16 protein-coding genes are annotated in these 15,807 nt (G+C 66.1%); 7 read left to right on the plus strand and 9 right to left on the minus strand.

Annotation, left to right across the window (positions count from 1 at the left end):
- Nucleotides 1-17: 17 nt before the first annotated feature.
- The 3 genes from ACTIF6_RS00405 to ACTIF6_RS00415 form a co-directional block, all read right to left on the minus strand.
- The gene (locus ACTIF6_RS00405) at nucleotides 18-632 is read right to left on the minus strand and encodes a transmembrane anchor protein (RefSeq protein ID WP_439586021.1); all 615 of its coding nucleotides are present in this window, start codon (nucleotides 630-632) and stop codon (nucleotides 18-20) included.
- Nucleotides 633-673: 41 nt separating this feature from the next.
- Nucleotides 674-1,411, minus strand: coding sequence for a HupE/UreJ family protein (locus tag ACTIF6_RS00410; RefSeq protein ID WP_439586022.1), 738 nt, complete (start codon nucleotides 1,409-1,411; stop codon nucleotides 674-676).
- A gap of 67 nt (nucleotides 1,412-1,478) precedes the next feature.
- On the minus strand, nucleotides 1,479-1,871 hold the full coding sequence (locus tag ACTIF6_RS00415) for a hypothetical protein (protein WP_439586023.1): 393 nt from the start codon (nucleotides 1,869-1,871) through the stop codon (nucleotides 1,479-1,481).
- Nucleotides 1,872-1,958: 87 nt separating this feature from the next.
- Here ACTIF6_RS00415 and ACTIF6_RS00420 point away from each other — a divergent pair, with 87 nt between their 5' ends.
- Both ACTIF6_RS00420 and ACTIF6_RS00425 read left to right on the plus strand, forming a co-directional pair.
- The gene (locus ACTIF6_RS00420) at nucleotides 1,959-2,237 is read left to right on the plus strand and encodes a metal-sensing transcriptional repressor (RefSeq protein ID WP_439586024.1); all 279 of its coding nucleotides are present in this window, start codon (nucleotides 1,959-1,961) and stop codon (nucleotides 2,235-2,237) included.
- A gap of 14 nt (nucleotides 2,238-2,251) precedes the next feature.
- Nucleotides 2,252-3,580 (plus strand): MFS transporter, encoded by a 1,329-nt coding sequence (locus tag ACTIF6_RS00425; protein ID WP_439586025.1) that lies wholly within the window; start codon nucleotides 2,252-2,254, stop codon nucleotides 3,578-3,580.
- Nucleotides 3,581-3,582: 2 nt separating this feature from the next.
- Here the strand turns inward: ACTIF6_RS00425 and dmeF are convergent, their stop codons facing one another.
- Nucleotides 3,583-4,551 carry a CDF family Co(II)/Ni(II) efflux transporter DmeF gene (gene dmeF / locus ACTIF6_RS00430; RefSeq protein WP_439586026.1) on the minus strand — a complete coding sequence of 323 codons (969 nt, stop codon included), beginning with the start codon at nucleotides 4,549-4,551 and terminating at the stop codon, nucleotides 3,583-3,585.
- A 101-nt stretch (nucleotides 4,552-4,652) separates the two neighbouring features.
- On the opposite strand from dmeF, the gene ACTIF6_RS00435 reads away from it, so the two are divergent.
- Genes ACTIF6_RS00435 through ACTIF6_RS00450 form a run of 4 tightly spaced genes read left to right on the plus strand, consistent with a single transcriptional unit; the run spans nucleotide 4,653 to nucleotide 8,000 of the window.
- Nucleotides 4,653-5,594: a chromate resistance protein ChrB domain-containing protein gene (locus tag ACTIF6_RS00435; RefSeq protein WP_439586027.1), complete on the plus strand. Its 942-nt coding sequence runs from the start codon at nucleotides 4,653-4,655 to the stop codon at nucleotides 5,592-5,594.
- Nucleotides 5,591-6,913, plus strand: a complete 1,323-nt coding sequence (gene chrA, locus ACTIF6_RS00440) for a chromate efflux transporter (protein ID WP_439586028.1) — start codon at nucleotides 5,591-5,593, stop codon at nucleotides 6,911-6,913. The genes ACTIF6_RS00435 and chrA overlap by 4 nt, the downstream gene beginning before the upstream one ends.
- A gap of 10 nt (nucleotides 6,914-6,923) precedes the next feature.
- A complete protein-coding gene (locus ACTIF6_RS00445) occupies nucleotides 6,924-7,268 on the plus strand; it encodes a rhodanese-like domain-containing protein (RefSeq protein ID WP_439586029.1) in 345 nt (114 codons plus the stop codon).
- Between the two features lie 21 nt (nucleotides 7,269-7,289).
- Complete coding sequence (locus ACTIF6_RS00450) at nucleotides 7,290-8,000, plus strand: DUF6036 family nucleotidyltransferase (protein ID WP_439586030.1); 711 nt, start codon at nucleotides 7,290-7,292, stop codon at nucleotides 7,998-8,000.
- 55 nt (nucleotides 8,001-8,055) lie between these two features.
- Here the strand turns inward: ACTIF6_RS00450 and ACTIF6_RS00455 are convergent, their stop codons facing one another.
- A complete protein-coding gene (locus ACTIF6_RS00455) occupies nucleotides 8,056-8,514 on the minus strand; it encodes a GNAT family N-acetyltransferase (protein WP_439586031.1) in 459 nt (152 codons plus the stop codon).
- Between the two features lie 351 nt (nucleotides 8,515-8,865).
- On the opposite strand from ACTIF6_RS00455, the gene ACTIF6_RS00460 reads away from it, so the two are divergent.
- On the plus strand, nucleotides 8,866-9,141 hold the full coding sequence (locus ACTIF6_RS00460) for a hypothetical protein (protein WP_439586032.1): 276 nt from the start codon (nucleotides 8,866-8,868) through the stop codon (nucleotides 9,139-9,141).
- Nucleotides 9,142-9,156: 15 nt separating this feature from the next.
- On the opposite strand, the gene ACTIF6_RS00465 is transcribed toward ACTIF6_RS00460, so the two are convergent.
- The 4 genes from ACTIF6_RS00465 to ACTIF6_RS00480 all read right to left on the minus strand — a co-directional run bounded on the left by ACTIF6_RS00465 (nucleotide 9,157) and on the right by ACTIF6_RS00480 (nucleotide 15,694).
- Nucleotides 9,157-9,696, minus strand: a complete 540-nt coding sequence (locus ACTIF6_RS00465) for a DUF6622 family protein (protein ID WP_439586033.1) — start codon at nucleotides 9,694-9,696, stop codon at nucleotides 9,157-9,159.
- A 127-nt stretch (nucleotides 9,697-9,823) separates the two neighbouring features.
- The gene (locus ACTIF6_RS00470) at nucleotides 9,824-11,284 is read right to left on the minus strand and encodes an efflux transporter outer membrane subunit (protein ID WP_439586034.1); all 1,461 of its coding nucleotides are present in this window, start codon (nucleotides 11,282-11,284) and stop codon (nucleotides 9,824-9,826) included.
- Complete coding sequence (locus ACTIF6_RS00475; RefSeq protein WP_439586035.1) at nucleotides 11,284-14,463, minus strand: efflux RND transporter permease subunit; 3,180 nt, start codon at nucleotides 14,461-14,463, stop codon at nucleotides 11,284-11,286. The genes ACTIF6_RS00470 and ACTIF6_RS00475 overlap by 1 nt, the downstream gene beginning before the upstream one ends.
- Before the next feature lie 7 nt (nucleotides 14,464-14,470).
- Nucleotides 14,471-15,694, minus strand: a complete 1,224-nt coding sequence (locus ACTIF6_RS00480) for an efflux RND transporter periplasmic adaptor subunit (protein WP_439586036.1) — start codon at nucleotides 15,692-15,694, stop codon at nucleotides 14,471-14,473.
- Between the last annotated feature and the right edge of the window lie 113 nt (nucleotides 15,695-15,807).

A 15,807-nucleotide genomic window follows, 5' to 3' on the forward strand; every position in this document is an offset into this window, starting at 1 on the left:
TTCGCAGCGCTTCTCGGTTACTTCATCCGTTTGATGTCGGTGTAGTCGCCGCTCGTGCGCAAAACGACCTTCACGTTCGCCTGACCCCTGTTTCGCCAGTACCAGCCGTGATTGCCCGTGAATGCGGCCTCCAGCACTCCTTCATCAGAAGCCACTCCGCGACCTTTTTCGTAGCTGATCGACTTGCCCGGCGCGTCACCGTGGGTGTCGAAGTTGACCGCGCCCCCTTCGACGATCCACGCGTACTGCGCTTTGGCGCCCTCGGCCATCTTCAGCTTGATTTCCGTGCCTTCTCCTGGTGTCAGCGTGAAGGGCATTTCGTCGCGCCATGCAACCTGTGGCACGGGCGCTACCTGAGCGGGCGCTGCGGGTTGCACCGCTGTGGTCGCGGCCGCGCCTGGCGTTGCCTGCGGTGGTGCTGCAGTGGTTGCAGCTGCATCGGCCGCAGCCTCCGCCGCCAGCTGTTGCTTGATGTCGCCCATCTCGGTCATGCGCAGAACGCGACCGATGCCGGTGGGATCGATGCCGTACTCGGCAGGAAGGACGACGGTGACCAGCAGCACCAGCGCAGAGACGGCGGCGAGGATGGTGGAGCGAAAGAGCTGTTTTGAAGAAGGCAGCTCGGCGCGCAAGGGGGTATCGCTGTTGTACATGTTGAATGTTCCTTGGGTGTTCACGACACGAAATAGCCGGTGAGCTGCATGCCTACCAGAATGAAGCCCGCGCTCATCATGGCGACGTTGGCTGTGTAGGCGTGGCGAAGGAAGCTTGGCGTGCGGCGCCAGTAGCTCATGCCGATCAGGATGACCGCCAGGGCCAGCAACTGCCCGATTTCCACACCTACGTTGAAGGCCAGCAGGTTGGGCACCAGCCCGTCGGGCGAGATCTCGTACTCGATGATCTTGGTGGCCAGGCCAAAGCCGTGGAACAAGCCGAACACCAGCGTGGCCACCTTGGTGTTGGGCTGGAACCCGAGCCAGCGCTGGAACGCGCCGATGTTGTCCAGTGCCTTGTAGACGACGGACAAACCGATGATCGCGTCGATCAGGTAGCTGTTGATCCCGACGTTGAAGTACACGCCCAGGATCATGGTGGTGGAGTGACCCAGTGCAAACAAGCTCACATAGATGCCGATGTGTTTGATGCGGTAGAGAAAGAAGATCACGCCGAACAGGAACAGGATGTGGTCGTAGCCCGTCATCATGTGTTTGGCACCCAGGTACACAAAGGGCAGCAGGTTCACCCCCGAGATTTCCTGGATGTAGCCCTTGTCACCTTCGGTGACTGCGTGGGCAAAGGCCTCCACCGTGCCCAGCAGCAGGCAGATGAAGAGGGCAAAGAGCAAGAAGAGACGAGGATGCCCGATCGCCCATGGCGAACGCGGCAGCCAGTCGTGAACATGGCTGTGCATGGAGACTCCGATGGTCTGAAAAAAAAGGAAGCGCGGCGCGAAGCCGCGCGAGAGCAAGCGGGCGGACTCAGCCCATGGGAGGGCGTTCAAGCCTGGAAGCCTGCACGCTTTCGATCCATGGTCCCACGTCCCCGAACCAGACCGGAAGCGGCGGTGTGGCGGCTCGCCATGCAGCAGGCAGCGCATGGGCTTTGTCGTGCGAGTGGTCGGCCCCATGGTGGGGATGATCGGAGCTTGCACCATGCCCCAACACCAGATCACCGTCGTCATCTTCGTGAGCATCACTGTGCGCGTGATCGTGCGTGTCGTCCTGGAACACGGGATCTGCATGGACCGCTGCCGCGATGGCCGCGATGCCATGGGAGTTCATGCTGCCCACCGACGAGATGAGGGCTCCGAAAAGGATCACCATCAGCACCAGCCAACGTATGCCCATCGCCACCCGGTCGGGGCGCAGCAAGCAAGCAAAACGAGGGCTCATGCAGAGGTTGGTGTTCGATGTGAGCAAGGGCGATATAGTAACCCCCCCGAGGGGATACGATCAAACATGAAACAACCGCACACACACGCTTCCCATCCGGCCATCATCAAGCGCCTTCGTCGAGCCAGCGGACACCTGACCAGCACCATCGAAATGGTCGTGCAGGGGCGGGAATGTCTGGACATTGCGCAGCAACTGCAGGCGGTGGAAAAAGCCATTCAACAGGCCAAAAAGGCGCTTATTCAGGACCACATCGATCACTGTCTTGAAGACCTCGTGGGTCCTGCCGTCAAGGGGCATCGGCATTCGCTGGACGAGTTCAGGGAGATCAGCCGCTACCTTTAATCAGGCAGGACGCCATGCTGGACATCCTTGGCCACCGCACCTACCGCCACCTGTTCGCTGCGCAGGTGATTGCCTTGATCGGGACCGGGCTGGCCACGATCGCGCTGGGCTTGCTGGCTTTCGAGCTGGCCGGGGACAACGCGGGCATGGTGCTGGGCACAGCGCTTGCCATCAAGATGATCGCGTACGTGGGTGTGGCGCCGGTGGCTGCGGCGTTTGCGGATCGCCTGCCCCGGCGCACCATGCTGGTCGCTCTGGATCTGGTTCGCGCGGCCGTGGCGCTGTTGCTGCCGTTCGTTTCCCAGATCTGGGAGGTGTACGTGCTGATCTTTGTGCTGCAGTCGGCCTCAGCCGCCTTTACACCTACCTTTCAGGCCACCATTCCAGATGTGCTGCCGCAGGAGAAGGAATACACCAAGGCCCTGTCGCTTTCCCGGCTGGCCTACGACCTGGAGAGTTTGGTCAGTCCCATGCTGGCGGCCGCCCTGCTCAAGGTGATCGGTTTTTACGATCTGTTTGCGGGCACGGTGGTGGGCTTCCTGGCCTCTGCGGCGCTGGTGGTCTCGGTGACGTTGCCCGCGCATCCGGCGCCGCAGCGTCGCTGTATCTACGAGCGAACGACGCGCGGGCTGCGCATCTACCTGGCCACGCCGCGTCTGCGCGGACTGCTGGCCGTCAGCGCGGCCGTGGCGGCGGCGGGCTCCATGGTGTTCGTCAACACGGTGGTCATCGTTCAGGCCGGCATGGGACTGAGCCAGAGCGCGGTCGCTCTGGCGTTGGGCAGTTTCGGCGCTGGCTCCTTGGTGGCTGCACTGGCGTTGCCACAACTGCTGGAGAAGCTGCCCGATCGCACGGCGATGCTCGGCGGCGTTGGCTTGATGGTTATGGGGCTGCTCATGGGCCGCTGGGTGGTGGTGGGGCAAGCCTCCCTCATGGCCCTGTGGTTCGTGCTCGGTCTGGGCTACTCGACTGCCCAGACGCCCGCCGGGCGGTTGCTGCGGCGGTCGTCCAATCCGGAGGATCGCCCAGCGTTGTTTGCGGCGCAGTTCGCTTTGTCGCATGCCTGCTGGTTGTTGTTCTATCCCCTGGCAGGTTGGGCCGGCGTTCGCTACGGCATGCCGGCGACCTTCGCGGTGCTGGGCGTTGCAGGTGCACTGGGCGCCTGTTTCGCGTCGCGGGTTTGGCCAGCCGAAGACCCGGATGTGATCGAGCACGACCATCCGGATCTGCCAGCCGGGCACCTTCACATCCAGGGGACCGTGGGTACCGGCGGCCGAATGCGTCATGCGCACGCCTTTGTGGTCGATGACCAGCACCCTCACTGGCCCACTGCGGGGCACTGACTTCATAGCCTGGCGGGATCAGGTTCGGGTTCGAGGTGAATTTCGATCGTGGCATGGACCACTTCTTCATGCACACCCAGCAAGTCGCGCAAGCGGGCGGGCGTGAGATCGGGCAGGGTGGTGACCACCACGATGGCGCAGGCATAGGCCTCACGGCCCACGCGCCAGACGTGCAGGTCTGTGAGTGTCACAGTACCCTTCGGTCCGGCCCCTTCGACCACTTCGCGAATCTCCTCCACCACCGGGTGGTCCATTTCCCGGTCGAGCAACACCTTGCTGGTCTCGACGATCAGGCCCCTGGCCCAGTAGGCCACCAGACCTGCGCCCACGATGCCCATCACCGGGTCCAGCCAGGACCAGCCCAGCCACCATCCGCCCACCAGCGCCGCAATCGCCAGCACTGAAGTGGTCGCGTCGGCCACCACATGCAGGTAGGCGGCCCGCAGATTCAGGTCGTCGTGTGCGGGCGCGTCATGGTGACCCTGTGTTCCGTGGCTGTGACCGTGGTCATGGTGATGTGCCTTGCCCAGGATCAGCGCGCACACCACATTAACCAGCAGACCCAACACGGCCACGGCCAGGGCTTCCTGGTAGCGGATGGTCTGAGGTTGAAGAATCCGTTCCACCGACGCCACCACCATGAATGCCGCCACGCCCAAGAGGAAAAGGGCGCTGGCAAATCCGCCCAGCACTTCGATCTTCCAGGTGCCGAAGGCAAAGCGGTGGTCCTCGGCGTAGCGCCGGGAGGCGGCATACGCCAGGGCGCTCACACCGAGAGCGACGAAATGCGAGCTCATGTGCCAGCCGTCGGCCAGCAAGGCCATGGAGTTGAACCACCAGCCCGTGACGATCTCGACCAGCATCGCTGCGGCGGTGATCCACATTACCGCCCGTGTGCCACGCTCGGCCGCCCCATTGCCATGATGGAAGTGGTGGTGATGCCGCAACGCGGTGGTCGATGGTGAAGGCATGTTTCGCCGGGATCCGGTTGCGGGCAAGTCTATCGAAGCGCATGACCCTGTTTGATTTGTTGAAATAGTTGCTGCAAGATTTGTAGGCTATATTTCAAATCATGTGGTCCGTCCTGTTTCTCACCCTGCCCACCCAGCCCACGGCGGTTCGGCTGCGCGTCTGGCGCGCGCTCAAGGCATTGGGCTGCCCGCTCTTGCGAGATGGTGCCTACCTGCTTCCGCAGGAGCAGCAGGAAAGCTTTCAGCCTGTGGTCGACGAGGTGCGCCAGCACGGCGGCGCGGCCCAAGTGATGTGGCTGACACCCATCGACGATGCCCAACGCGACGAGGTGCTGGCCCTGTTCGATCGCAGCGCGGCCTATGCGCAATGGCGCAACACGCTGGACGAGTGGCTGGCCGTTTTGCCAGCCGCCGGTGAAACGGAAGCGCGGCGCCAGTGGCGCGCCATCGAACAGGCGCAGCGCGACATTCAATCCATTGACTACTACCCCGGCGAAGCCACGCTGCAGGCCGATGCGGCGCTGGTCGATGCGCGGGCGGCGCTGGACGCGCGCTTCTCGCACAGCGAGCCGCGCGCGGTGGCTGACCACGGTATCCCCAGGCTGGACGCACGCAAATTCCAGGGAAGACGCTGGGCCACCCGCGCTCGACCCTGGGTGGACCGGCTCGCGAGCGCCTGGCTGATTCGACGTTTCATCGATCCGCAGGCGCAGTTCATCTGGCTGGACGAGGTCAAGGCCCTCCCTCGTGGTGCAGTGGGCTTCGATTTCGACGGAGCGCGTTTCAGCCACGTCGGCGCGCGCGTCACGTTCGAGGTGTTGCTGGCCAGTTTCGGGCTGGAGCAGGACACCCGCCTCAGTCGATTGGGCGCGGCCGTGCATTTCCTGGACGCAGGTGGCATGCCAACGCCCGAAGCCAGCGGCCTCGAGGCCGTGCTGGCCGGGCTGCGCGCCTTGCACCTCGAGGACGGCACCTTGCTGGACGCGGCCTGCACCGTGTTCGACGCCCTGTTCGCCAACCCCGCTCAGCCGGCACGACCATGAACCGACCCGACCCCGTGTCTTTCGCCGAGGCGCTGCGCTTCTGGCTCAAGCTCGGCTTCATCAGTTTCGGTGGGCCGGCCGGGCAGATCGCGATCATGCACACCGAGCTGGTCGAGCGCCGTCGCTGGATCAGCGAGAACCGTTTCCTGCACGCGCTCAATTACTGCATGCTGTTGCCCGGCCCCGAGGCGCAGCAGCTTGCCACCTACATCGGCTGGCTGATGCACCGCAGCTGGGGTGGCATCGTGGCGGGCGCCTTGTTCGTGTTGCCGTCCCTGTTCATCCTCATCGCGCTGTCGTGGATTTACCTGGCCTTTGGCGATGTGCCCGTGGTCGCGGGCCTGTTCTACGGCATCAAGCCCGCTGTCACCGCGCTGGTGCTGCACGCGGCCCACCGCATCGGCACGCGAGCGCTCAGGAACGCCTGGATGTGGGGCATTGCTGCCGCTTCCTTCGTCGCCATCTTCGCGTTCGACACGCCGTTTCCTGCCATCGTGGCGGCCGCCGGGCTCATCGGCTGGCTGGGGTCCAGGCGCTGGCCACAGGTGTTCACATTGGGTGGTGGGCACAGTGCCGTCAAGGGCTATGGCCCTGCGCTGATCGACGACGACACGCCCACCCCGACGCACGCGCGTTTCTCGTATGGCCGGCTGGCGCGGGTGCTGGCCGTGGGGCTCGCGCTCTGGCTGCTGGCCATGGGTGTGCTGGTGGCCTGGCAGGGTTGGGAAGCCACCCTGACCCAGATGGGCTGGTTCTTCACCAAGGCCGCGCTGCTGACCTTCGGCGGTGCCTACGCGGTGCTGCCCTACGTGTACCAGGGCGCTGTGGAAACCTTCCAGTGGCTCAGCGGCCCGCAGATGATCGATGGCCTGGCCCTGGGTGAAACCACACCCGGCCCGCTGATCATGGTGGTGGCCTTCGTGGGCTATGTGGGCGGCTGGAACCACGCCGTGCTGGGGCCGGACGCCTTGTTCCTCGGCGCAGTGATCGCCGCCACCGTGGTCACCTTCTTCACCTTCCTGCCGTCCTTCGTGCTCATCCTCGCGGGGGGCCCGCTGGTGGAAGCCACCCACGGCAAGCTCGGCTTCACCGCACCGTTGTCCGCCATCACCGCCGCTGTGGTCGGCGTCATCCTCAACCTCGCTCTCTTCTTTGCATACCACGTGTGGTGGCCGCAAGGCTTCGATGGTGCGTTCGATGCCGTCTCGGCTGCGATCACGTTGGCCGCTGCGGTGGCGCTGTTCCGCTTCAAGGTCGGCGTGCTTCCCTTGCTCGGCGCATGCGCGGCGGTCGGGCTGGCTTTTACCCTACTGCGCTGAGGCCATCTTCATGGAAACCCATACCCTTGAACCCGCCAACGAGGCGCTGGTGGTGGAACACGCCGATGTGGCGGGCAGCCTGGTGCTGGACGTGCGGCGCGTCGGCGCCTTCGAGCAAGCAACGACCCAGTTGCCCGGCGCCACCTGGCACGACCCCGCCGCCGTGGCGCAATGGGCGGCCTCCATTCCCCGCGATCGCCCCGTCACGGTTTACTGCGTCCACGGCCACGAGGTCAGCCGCGACACCGCACTGCATCTGCGCGCGTCTGGCGTCGATGCGCGCTACCTGCGTGGCGGCATTGAAGGCTGGCGTGAGGCCGGTATGCCCGTGGTACCCAAACGCGACCTGCCCTGAATGCACCTCCAACCCCGAGCCATGTCAAAAACCTTCGTCGCCATGCTCATCGCCTTTCTGCACATTACTTCGGGGGCGGTTGAAGTTCGCTTTGAAAAACTGACCGAAGGCGTCTACGTCCACGTGGGCGACATCGGCGGGCGCACGCCCCTGAATGAAGCCCTGAATGCCAACATCGGCCTGGTGCTCACGCCTGGTGGCGCCGTGCTGATCGACAGTGGAGCGACCCACCTCAGCGCCCGCGACATCGATCAGGCGGCCCGCCGCCTCGCGGACCAACCCATCCGCTGGGTCATCAACACCGGAGGCCAGGACCACCGCTGGCTGGGCAACAGCTATTTCCAGGCTCAGGGAGCGGAACTCATCGCGCATGCCAGTGCGGTGCCCGACATGCGCGCGCGGGGAGGCGACCAGCTTCAAAACGACGCCTTCATCGACCCCGTCTCACCCAGGCTGCTGACGCTGCCAGATGGATGGGAAGACCGGATGAGGCTGATCTCGAGGAATGGCATCAAGGCGTTCTTTCTGGATGCGAACGACGCAGCGATCTCGAAGTACACCCGAGGGGCTCCCAACGACGTGCGCTGGATTCAGGCTGGTATCCGTGCCGGCCTCATCGATCTGGATGCGGTTGTTCATAGGCTGCCTTCTACGCGGTTTCTGGATGAAGACGAGGCGAGGGCAACCAGGCAGCGGGTGGCGTTGGACAGGGACACTTTCGCATCGCGATGACGCGTTTTCTGAATCCCGGCCCCAGGCCACGCGCCCTGCAGGCCAAACTTCGTGCTCAGCGCAGGCGCAAACGCATGAACACGCTGTTGGGGTCCTCGACGTAGTCGCCGAATGGCCCGCAGCGCTCGAAGCCGAAGCTTTCGTAGAGCGTGCGCGCGGCTTCGAACCCGGACTGGCTGCCGGTTTCCAGGCTCAGGCCTTCGTAGCCGCGACTGTGGGCCACGGCCACGATGTGCTCCAGCATCCGGCGGCCCGCGCCCTGGCCACGCCGCGCGGTGGGTGTCCTCATCGACTTCACTTCACCCTGGGTCGGCCCCATCGCCTTCAGCGCGCCACAACCCATCAGCAGTCCGTTCTGCCACGCTGTCCAGAACGTGATGTCGGGGCTTCTGAGTCGGGACACATCCAGCGCATGCACGCTCTCGGGTGGCGACCACTCGTACATGTTCCGCAGGTGCTCGTTGAGCAGATCCAGAATTTCCGGACCGGTGAGATCGTCTTCCTTGATGTCCATGGGGTGATCAATACGGATAGGGGGTACTGGTATTGTTGCTGACCACGAGCCAGAACGCTCCCCGGAAACCGAGACCCCGTCGCTATACTGCGCCGGTCACGCGAAAAAGGCGTGATCGGGATTGGTCTCCCGCTAGTGCTCCCTGCAGCGAAAGCCGCAGGGTTTCTGATCCGCAGAGTCTGCGGCTTCTTCGCTCGTGCCCCCTTTTTGGCGGCTCGGGCGGGGGGCCGCGAGGCCCGCCGGAATCCGCAGGGAGCACCCGGTAGACCAACCCGTTCGGGCCGCCGCCACCGTTGCGCATCGCACCGGTGGCGGCGGTGGTTGCACACCCCAGTTTCCAGGGAGACTCACATGGTCACCGCGTCGATTCACCCCCGCATCCTCCTGCTCGCCGCCCGGGCAGACAGCCACGCCGCATCGCTTTCCACCACGCTCAACGCCCTGGTGGAGCTGGAAAAGTTCGTGTCGGTCGAACGCACTGCCGACGACGAAGACATGGCGCAGCTGCGGATCAGCCTGGGGCGCCTGATGCGCGCGCTTCACCAGGACATGCAGCGTCGCATCGGGCAGATGGCCGATGCGACGGCCGAGTTGAGAGCGGTGGTGGAGAGCAAAGGCTTGCACTGACCACGGCCGAAACCGTTACACCGCCAGGGCAGGCCGACGCGCAAGGCGCCACAGGCGTGAGGCGCGGCCGATGAAAACACCCGTGAACGCACCGTACAGCGCCGCGATGCAGAGCACGTACGGTGCGTTCTGGACCAGTTGCGGCGCCATGGCAAGGTCCACCCCCACCACGTACTTCACCAGGAAAATGCCCACGATCAGCAGCAGGGGGACCACGCTGCCTGGCAGCGCATACAACCGCCGCGCGGCATCGTAGTGGCCAACCGGTCGGCCGCGCGCAGCCAGGGCGAACGCGAGGACCGCGGCAACGAGCCAGACCAGGATGGCCATGGCCAGATGGGGCGATCGAGCCAGCGCAGAAAAGGTGCCCCACACCGACAAGGCGGTCATCGCCAACGGCATCAGCGACACCCGCGCCATGCTGGCCGTGCGGTCGCGCAACTGGCTGGCGCCCAGCGCGAGCAGACCCGAAAAAGTGCCCCAGACCCAAACCGGCGTACCACGCAGGATCGGGACCACGGCCTGGGGATGGTTGACGACGAGTTGCAGCAGCATGGTGGCGTTTCCTGGGGTGGATGGGTGGCAGGGGAAGTTCGAGGCCGGACTGTGCATGGCGCGACCGGCGCTGGACATCCCGATGCGACGAAACCCCGGATCCGGTTCGTGAAACGCCTTGCGGAGCTTATGAACCGGGTGCGGCCGGTGGCGTGAGTTGCCCGCCCATCACCTTCCACAGCGCCACGCGGTTGGCCTGCTCGGACTGTCGCAGGCCGATCAGCGCCTGCTGGGCCGCGTACAGGCTGCGCTGCGCATCGAGCACCGTGAGGTAGTTGTCCACGCCGGAGGTGAAGCGCGCCTCGGACAGCTCGAACGCCCGTGCGTTGGCATCCACCACGGCCTGCTGGGCCGAGAGGCGCTCCTGCCACTGCGCGCGTTCGGCGAGCGCGTCCGAGACCTCGCGGAAGGCGGTCTGGATGGCCTTTTCGTACTGGGAAATGGCGATGTCGCGGTTGGCCTGCGCCACATCCACGGCCGCGCGCGCACCACCACCGTCGAAGATCGGCCAGCGGATCTGGGGCACGAAGCTCCAGGTGCTGTTGCCGCTGCCGAACAGGCTGTCCAGTTCCCGGCTGCCCAGTCCAATGCTGGTGCTCAGGCTGATGGTGGGGAACAGCGCCGCGCGCGCCGCCGCCACGTTGGCCGACAGGGCCTGCAGGTTGTATTCCGAGATGCGCACGTCGGGGCGCTCGAGCAGCAGGCTCGATGGCAGTTCCGCGGGCAGCACCATCAGGGCCGCAGGTGCCGTGGCCGGGTCGCCGCGCAGGGTGTCGGCGGTGGGCAGCCAGGCGGGATCCAGGCCGCTGCCCACCAGGGCCTCCAGGGCGTTGCGGTCCTTGGCCACCTGGGCGCTGAAGGCGGCGACATCGCCGCGGGCCGTTTCAACCGTGATGCGGTTCTGCGCCAGCACCAGACCGGACGTGCCGCCCAGTTGCTGGATGCGCTGGGTGAGCTCGTAGGCCTTTTCCCGGCTGGCCAGGGTGTCGCGGGCGAGGGCCAGGCGCGCCTGGTTGGCGGCCAGGTTGAGCCAGGCGTAGGTGACATCGGCCACCAGCGTGATGCGCACGTTGATCTGGTTGGCTTCGGATTGAAGGAACTGCTGCAACGCCGCATCGTTGAGGTTGCGCACACGGCCCCACAGGTCGAGTTCGAAACTGGTGACGGCGAGTTGCGCGCTGTACTGGGTGGAGGTAACGGCCGCGCCCGTGCTGGAGAGGTCCGCCGAGGTGCGACTGCGGCTGCCCTGCGCGGCAGCGGCCACCGTGGGCAATTGCGCCGCACTGGTGATGCCGTATTGCGCGCGCGCCCGTTCGATGTTGGACAAGGCCACGCGCAGGTCGCGGTTGTGCGTAAGCGCCTGGCCGATCGACTGGCGCAGGCCCGGGTGCTGGACCCACGCCAGCCGCGCGGCGGTCTGCACCGCCACCGGGCTGGCATCGGCAACGGCCATGGGCTGGCCCAGCGTGGGCGGCACCACGCCCTGCACGTCGGGCATCGCCGGTGGCAACTGCACGCAGGCCGCCAACAGCAGGCTCATGCCGCCTGGGATGAGGCTGCGCCGCAAGGCGGTGTTTGCTCGGCGCATCAGGACTCTCCTTGCGGCGACAGCGCGGGCGCGTGGCCGGGCCCGGCGGCGGCCTCCTTTTTCGACCTTCCCCGGAGCACCCAGCCGCGCACCAGCAGGAAAAAGACCGGCACGAAGAAGAGCCCCAGCAGGGTGGAGAGCACGGTGCCGCCGAGCACAGCCGTGCCGATGGCCTGCCGGCTGGCAGCGCCGGGGCCACTGCCCAGCGCCAGCGGCAGCACACCGAAGCCGAAGGCCAGCGAGGTCATCAGGATGGGTCGCAGCCGGCGCCGCACGGCCTCCAGCGTGGCGTCGAACAGGCTTCTGCCCTGGTCCATGAGCTGCACCGCGAACTCCACGATCAGGATCGCGTTCTTCGACGCCAGCCCCACCGTGGTGAGCAGGCCGACCTGGAAGTACACGTCGTTGGACATGCCCCTGAAATAGGTGGCAAGCAGGGCACCGACCACGCCCAGTGGCACCGCCAGAATGACGGAGAACGGCACGCTCCAGCTTTCGTAGAGCGCCGCCAGACAGAGGAACACGAACAGGATGGAAATGGCGTAGAGCAGCGGCGCCTGCGCGCCGGACTGGCGCTCCTGCAGGGAAGCGCCCGTCCATTCGTAGCCGATGCCCACGGGCATCTGGGCCATGATCGCTTCGACCGCGCGCATCGCGTCGCCCGAACTCACGCCGGCAGCGGTGTTCGCGACCATCTCCATCGACGGGGAGCCGTTGTAGCGCAGCAGCTGCGGCGCGCTGCTGGTCCAGGTGGTGGAGGTGAAAGCCGAGAGCGGCACCATCTCGCCCGTTCGGTTGCGCACCGTCCACTGGCCGATGTCCTGCGGCAGCATGCGGAACGGCGCATCGCCCTGCACATACACGCGCTTGACGCGGCCGTTGTGCACGAAGTCGTTCACGTAGGTGCCGCCGACCGCGCTGGAGAGCACGTTGTTGATGTCGCTGGTGGCCAGGCCCAGCGCAGCGGCCTTGCGGTCGTCGATCACCACCTTGAGTTCGGAGGTCACGTCGAAGTCGGTGGTGCGCATGTTGGTCAGTTCGGGGCGCTGGCCGGCCAGCTCGATCACGCGGTCCTTGGCCGCGCGAAGCGCGTCGTTGCCCAGGCCGTTGATGTCCTTGAGCATGAAGTTCACGCCGGCGTCCGATCCCAGGCCCCGCACCGCGGGCGGCAGGGACACGAAGATGCGCGCCGAGCGGATGCGGGAGAGATCGCGCGTGGCCTTGCGCGCGATGGCATCGGCGCCCTGTTCGACATTCGGGCGCTCGTCCCAGGGCTTGAGGCGCACGAAAATCGTGCCCGCGCTCTGGTTGCCGCTGTTGCCGGCGAGCGAGTTGACGCGCAGCACATCGGGCTGGGCCATGAAATAGCGGGTGATGTCCTGCAGCACGACTTCGAGCTGCGCGTCGGACGAGCCGGCGGGCATGGTCACGCTGGCCGTGATGAAGCCCTGGTCCTCGATCGGCAGGAAGGAGGTGGGCAGCTTCTGAAACAGGAACACCACGCCGCCGATGAGCAGGGCGAACACCAGCAGCACGCGCTTGCTGCGCACCAGCAGCTTGCCGACGATGCCCTGGTAGCGCGCGGCGTTGCGGTCGAAGCCCTTGTTGAAGCCGCGGAAGAAGCGATCTGCCCAGCCCAGCAGACCCCGGCGGACCGGCGCGCCCTCGTGCAGGTGCTGGGTGGGTTTGAGGATGGTGGCGCAGAGGGCCGGCGTGAGCGTGAGTGCGACCAGCACTGAGAAGGCCATGGCCGATACGATGGCCACGGAGAACTGCCGGTAGATCACACCCACCGACCCGGAGAAGAACGCCATGGGGATGAACACGGCCGAGAGCGTGAGGCCGATGCCGACCAGCGCCGGCGTGATCTCGGCCATGGACTTGATCGTCGCCTCCTTCGCGGGCAGGCCCTCCTGGTGCATCACCCGCTCCACGTTCTCCACCACCACGATGGCATCGTCCACCAGCAGGCCGATGGCCAGCACCATGGCGAACATGGTCAGCATGTTGATGGAATAGCCCATCACCGACAGCACGCCGAAGGTGCCCAGCAGCACCACCGGCACCGCAATCGCCGGGATCAGCGTGGCGCGAAGGTTCTGCAGGAACACGTACATCACGATCACCACCAGCAGCATGGCCTCGGCCAGCGTGATGGCCACTTCCTTGATGGAGGCTCGCACATAGGGCGTGGAGTCCGAGCTGATCACGCCGGTGATACCGTCGGGGAAGAAGGGCGCCAGCTCGGCCATCTTGGCGTTGACGGCTGTGGCCACGGCCATGGCGTTTGCGCCGTCGGCCAGCACCACGCCCAGGCCGGCACCCGGCTGGTTGTTCAGACGGGATTTCACCGTCAGGTTGTCGGCATCCAGCTCCACGCGGGCCACATCGCCCACGGTGACCAGCGAGCCGTCGGCAGCCGCCTTGAGCACGACGCCGCGAAACTCGTCCACGGTCTTGAGCTTGGTGCGCGCCGTGATGGTGGCGTTGAGCATCTGGTCCTTCACCGCCGGCAGCGCACCCAGTTGGCCGGCAGACACCTGGGCGTTCTGCGCGTTCAGCGCGGCGACGATGTCCGACGGCATCAGCGCGAACTGCTCCAGCTTGCCCGGGTCCATCCAGATGCGCATCGCGTAGCTGGTGCCGAACACGTTCACGTCGCCCACGCCATCGATGCGCGAGATCACGTCGACCACGTTGCTGGTGATGTAGTCGCCGATCGCCACCTGGGTCACCGAGGGATCGGGCGAGGTGAACACGTAGGTCATCAGGTTGTCCTGCCCACCCTTGTTCACGAACACGCCCCGGCTCTTGACCGCCTCGGGCAACCGGTTCATCGCGGTCTGCAGCTTGTTCTGCACCTGCACCTGGGCCACGTCGATGTCGGTGCCGGGTGCGAACGTGAGTTGCGTGCGCGAGCGGCCGGCCGAATCGCTGGTCGAGCTCATGTAGAGCACGTTGTCGATGCCCTTGAGCTGCTGCTCGATCACCTGCGTCACCGAGTCGGCCACGGTCTCGGCCGAGGCGCCCGTGTAGGTGGCGTTGATCGACACGCGAGGCGGTGCGATGTCCGGGTACTGTTCCAGCGGGAGCGTGAAGATCGACAGCGCCCCCGCGAGCATGATCACGATGGACAGCACCCAGGCGAAGACCGGGCGGTGGATGAAGAAGTAGGCCATGGCGTGCTCAGGGCTTGGGTGGGGCGGAGGCGGGCGCCTGTCCGCTGGGCGGTGAGGCCGGGCTGACCTCCACCACGCGGTTGCCTTCCATGCGCATGGCAACCGGCGTCACCACCTGGCCGACGCGGGCCTTCTGGAAACCGTCCACCATCACGCGTTCGCCGGCCTTCAGGCCCTCAAGCACCAGCCACCGGGTGCCCAGGGCCTGGCCCAGCCGGATCGGTCGCTTCTCGATCTTGTTGTCGGTGTTGATGACCTGCACGCTGGGCTTGCCGGCCGGATCGCGCTGCACCGCCTGCTGCGGCAGCACGATGGCCTCGCTGGACTCGCCGGTGGACAGGCGTGCCCTCACGTACATGCCAGGCATCAGCACCTGGTCCGGATTGGGAAACACCGCACGCAACGTGATGGCCCCGGTGGTCTGGCTCACGGAGGCGCCCGTGAACTGCAGGGTTCCGGTTTGCGGGTACAGGCTGCCGTCCTCCAGCGCCAGGCGCACCGGGGCGCCGCGCGGCTCGACCTTGCCGAACGCGCCGGCCTGCCACTGCCGCCGCAGCTCGAGCAATTCGGCGCTGGACTGCGTGATGTCGACGAGGATGGGATCGAGCTGGCTGATGGTGGTGAGCGCCTGGGTCTGGTTGGCGGTGACCAGCGAGCCTGGCAGCACCGCCGACAGGTCGGTCTGCCCGCTGATGGGCGCCAGGATGCGGCTGTACTGCAGGTTGATGCGGGCGCTCTCCAGAGCGGCCTGCGCCACGGCCACGTCGGCCGCCGACTGGGCGACCTGGGCCTGGCTTTCGTCGAACACCTGGCGGCTGATCGCGTCGATCTTCACCAGCTCGGCATTGCGTTCGGCGTTGGTGCGCGCCGTCTGCGCGGTTGCACGCGCCCTGGCCAGCGCCGCCTCGGCGCTCTGCGTCGTCGCCTGCAGGGTGCGCGCATCGATCTGGTAGAGCGGCTGGCCGGCCTTGACCGTGGCGCCCTCGGTGAACAGGCGCTTCTGGAGAATGCCCGAGACCTGCGGCCGCACTTCCGCGCTCTGTGATGCGCGGGTGCGCCCGCTCAGCTCGGTGTCGAGGCCCTGCGTCTGCAGCACCACCGCGAGGTAGCCGACCGAGGCTGCGGCCGGGGCAGCGGCGGGCGCTTTCTTCTCACCGCAGCCGGCCAGTGCGAGGGCGGTGGCCGCCCCGATGAGCATCCAGGACCAGCGCAAGGCGCGGTCACGTTCCATGGTCAGGGAAGACCTCGTCTGGAGCGCAGAGCCTGGCTGGCGCGGAACATCGGCTGAAACGGGAGTCTGTGGCATGGAATTCGGCGCGAGGCGGGGAGGGGGTGCTGGAAGCC

The organism is Hydrogenophaga sp., from assembly GCF_051860785.1.
In the GTDB taxonomy this organism is placed as follows: Bacteria; Pseudomonadota; Gammaproteobacteria; order Burkholderiales; family Burkholderiaceae_C; genus Hydrogenophaga.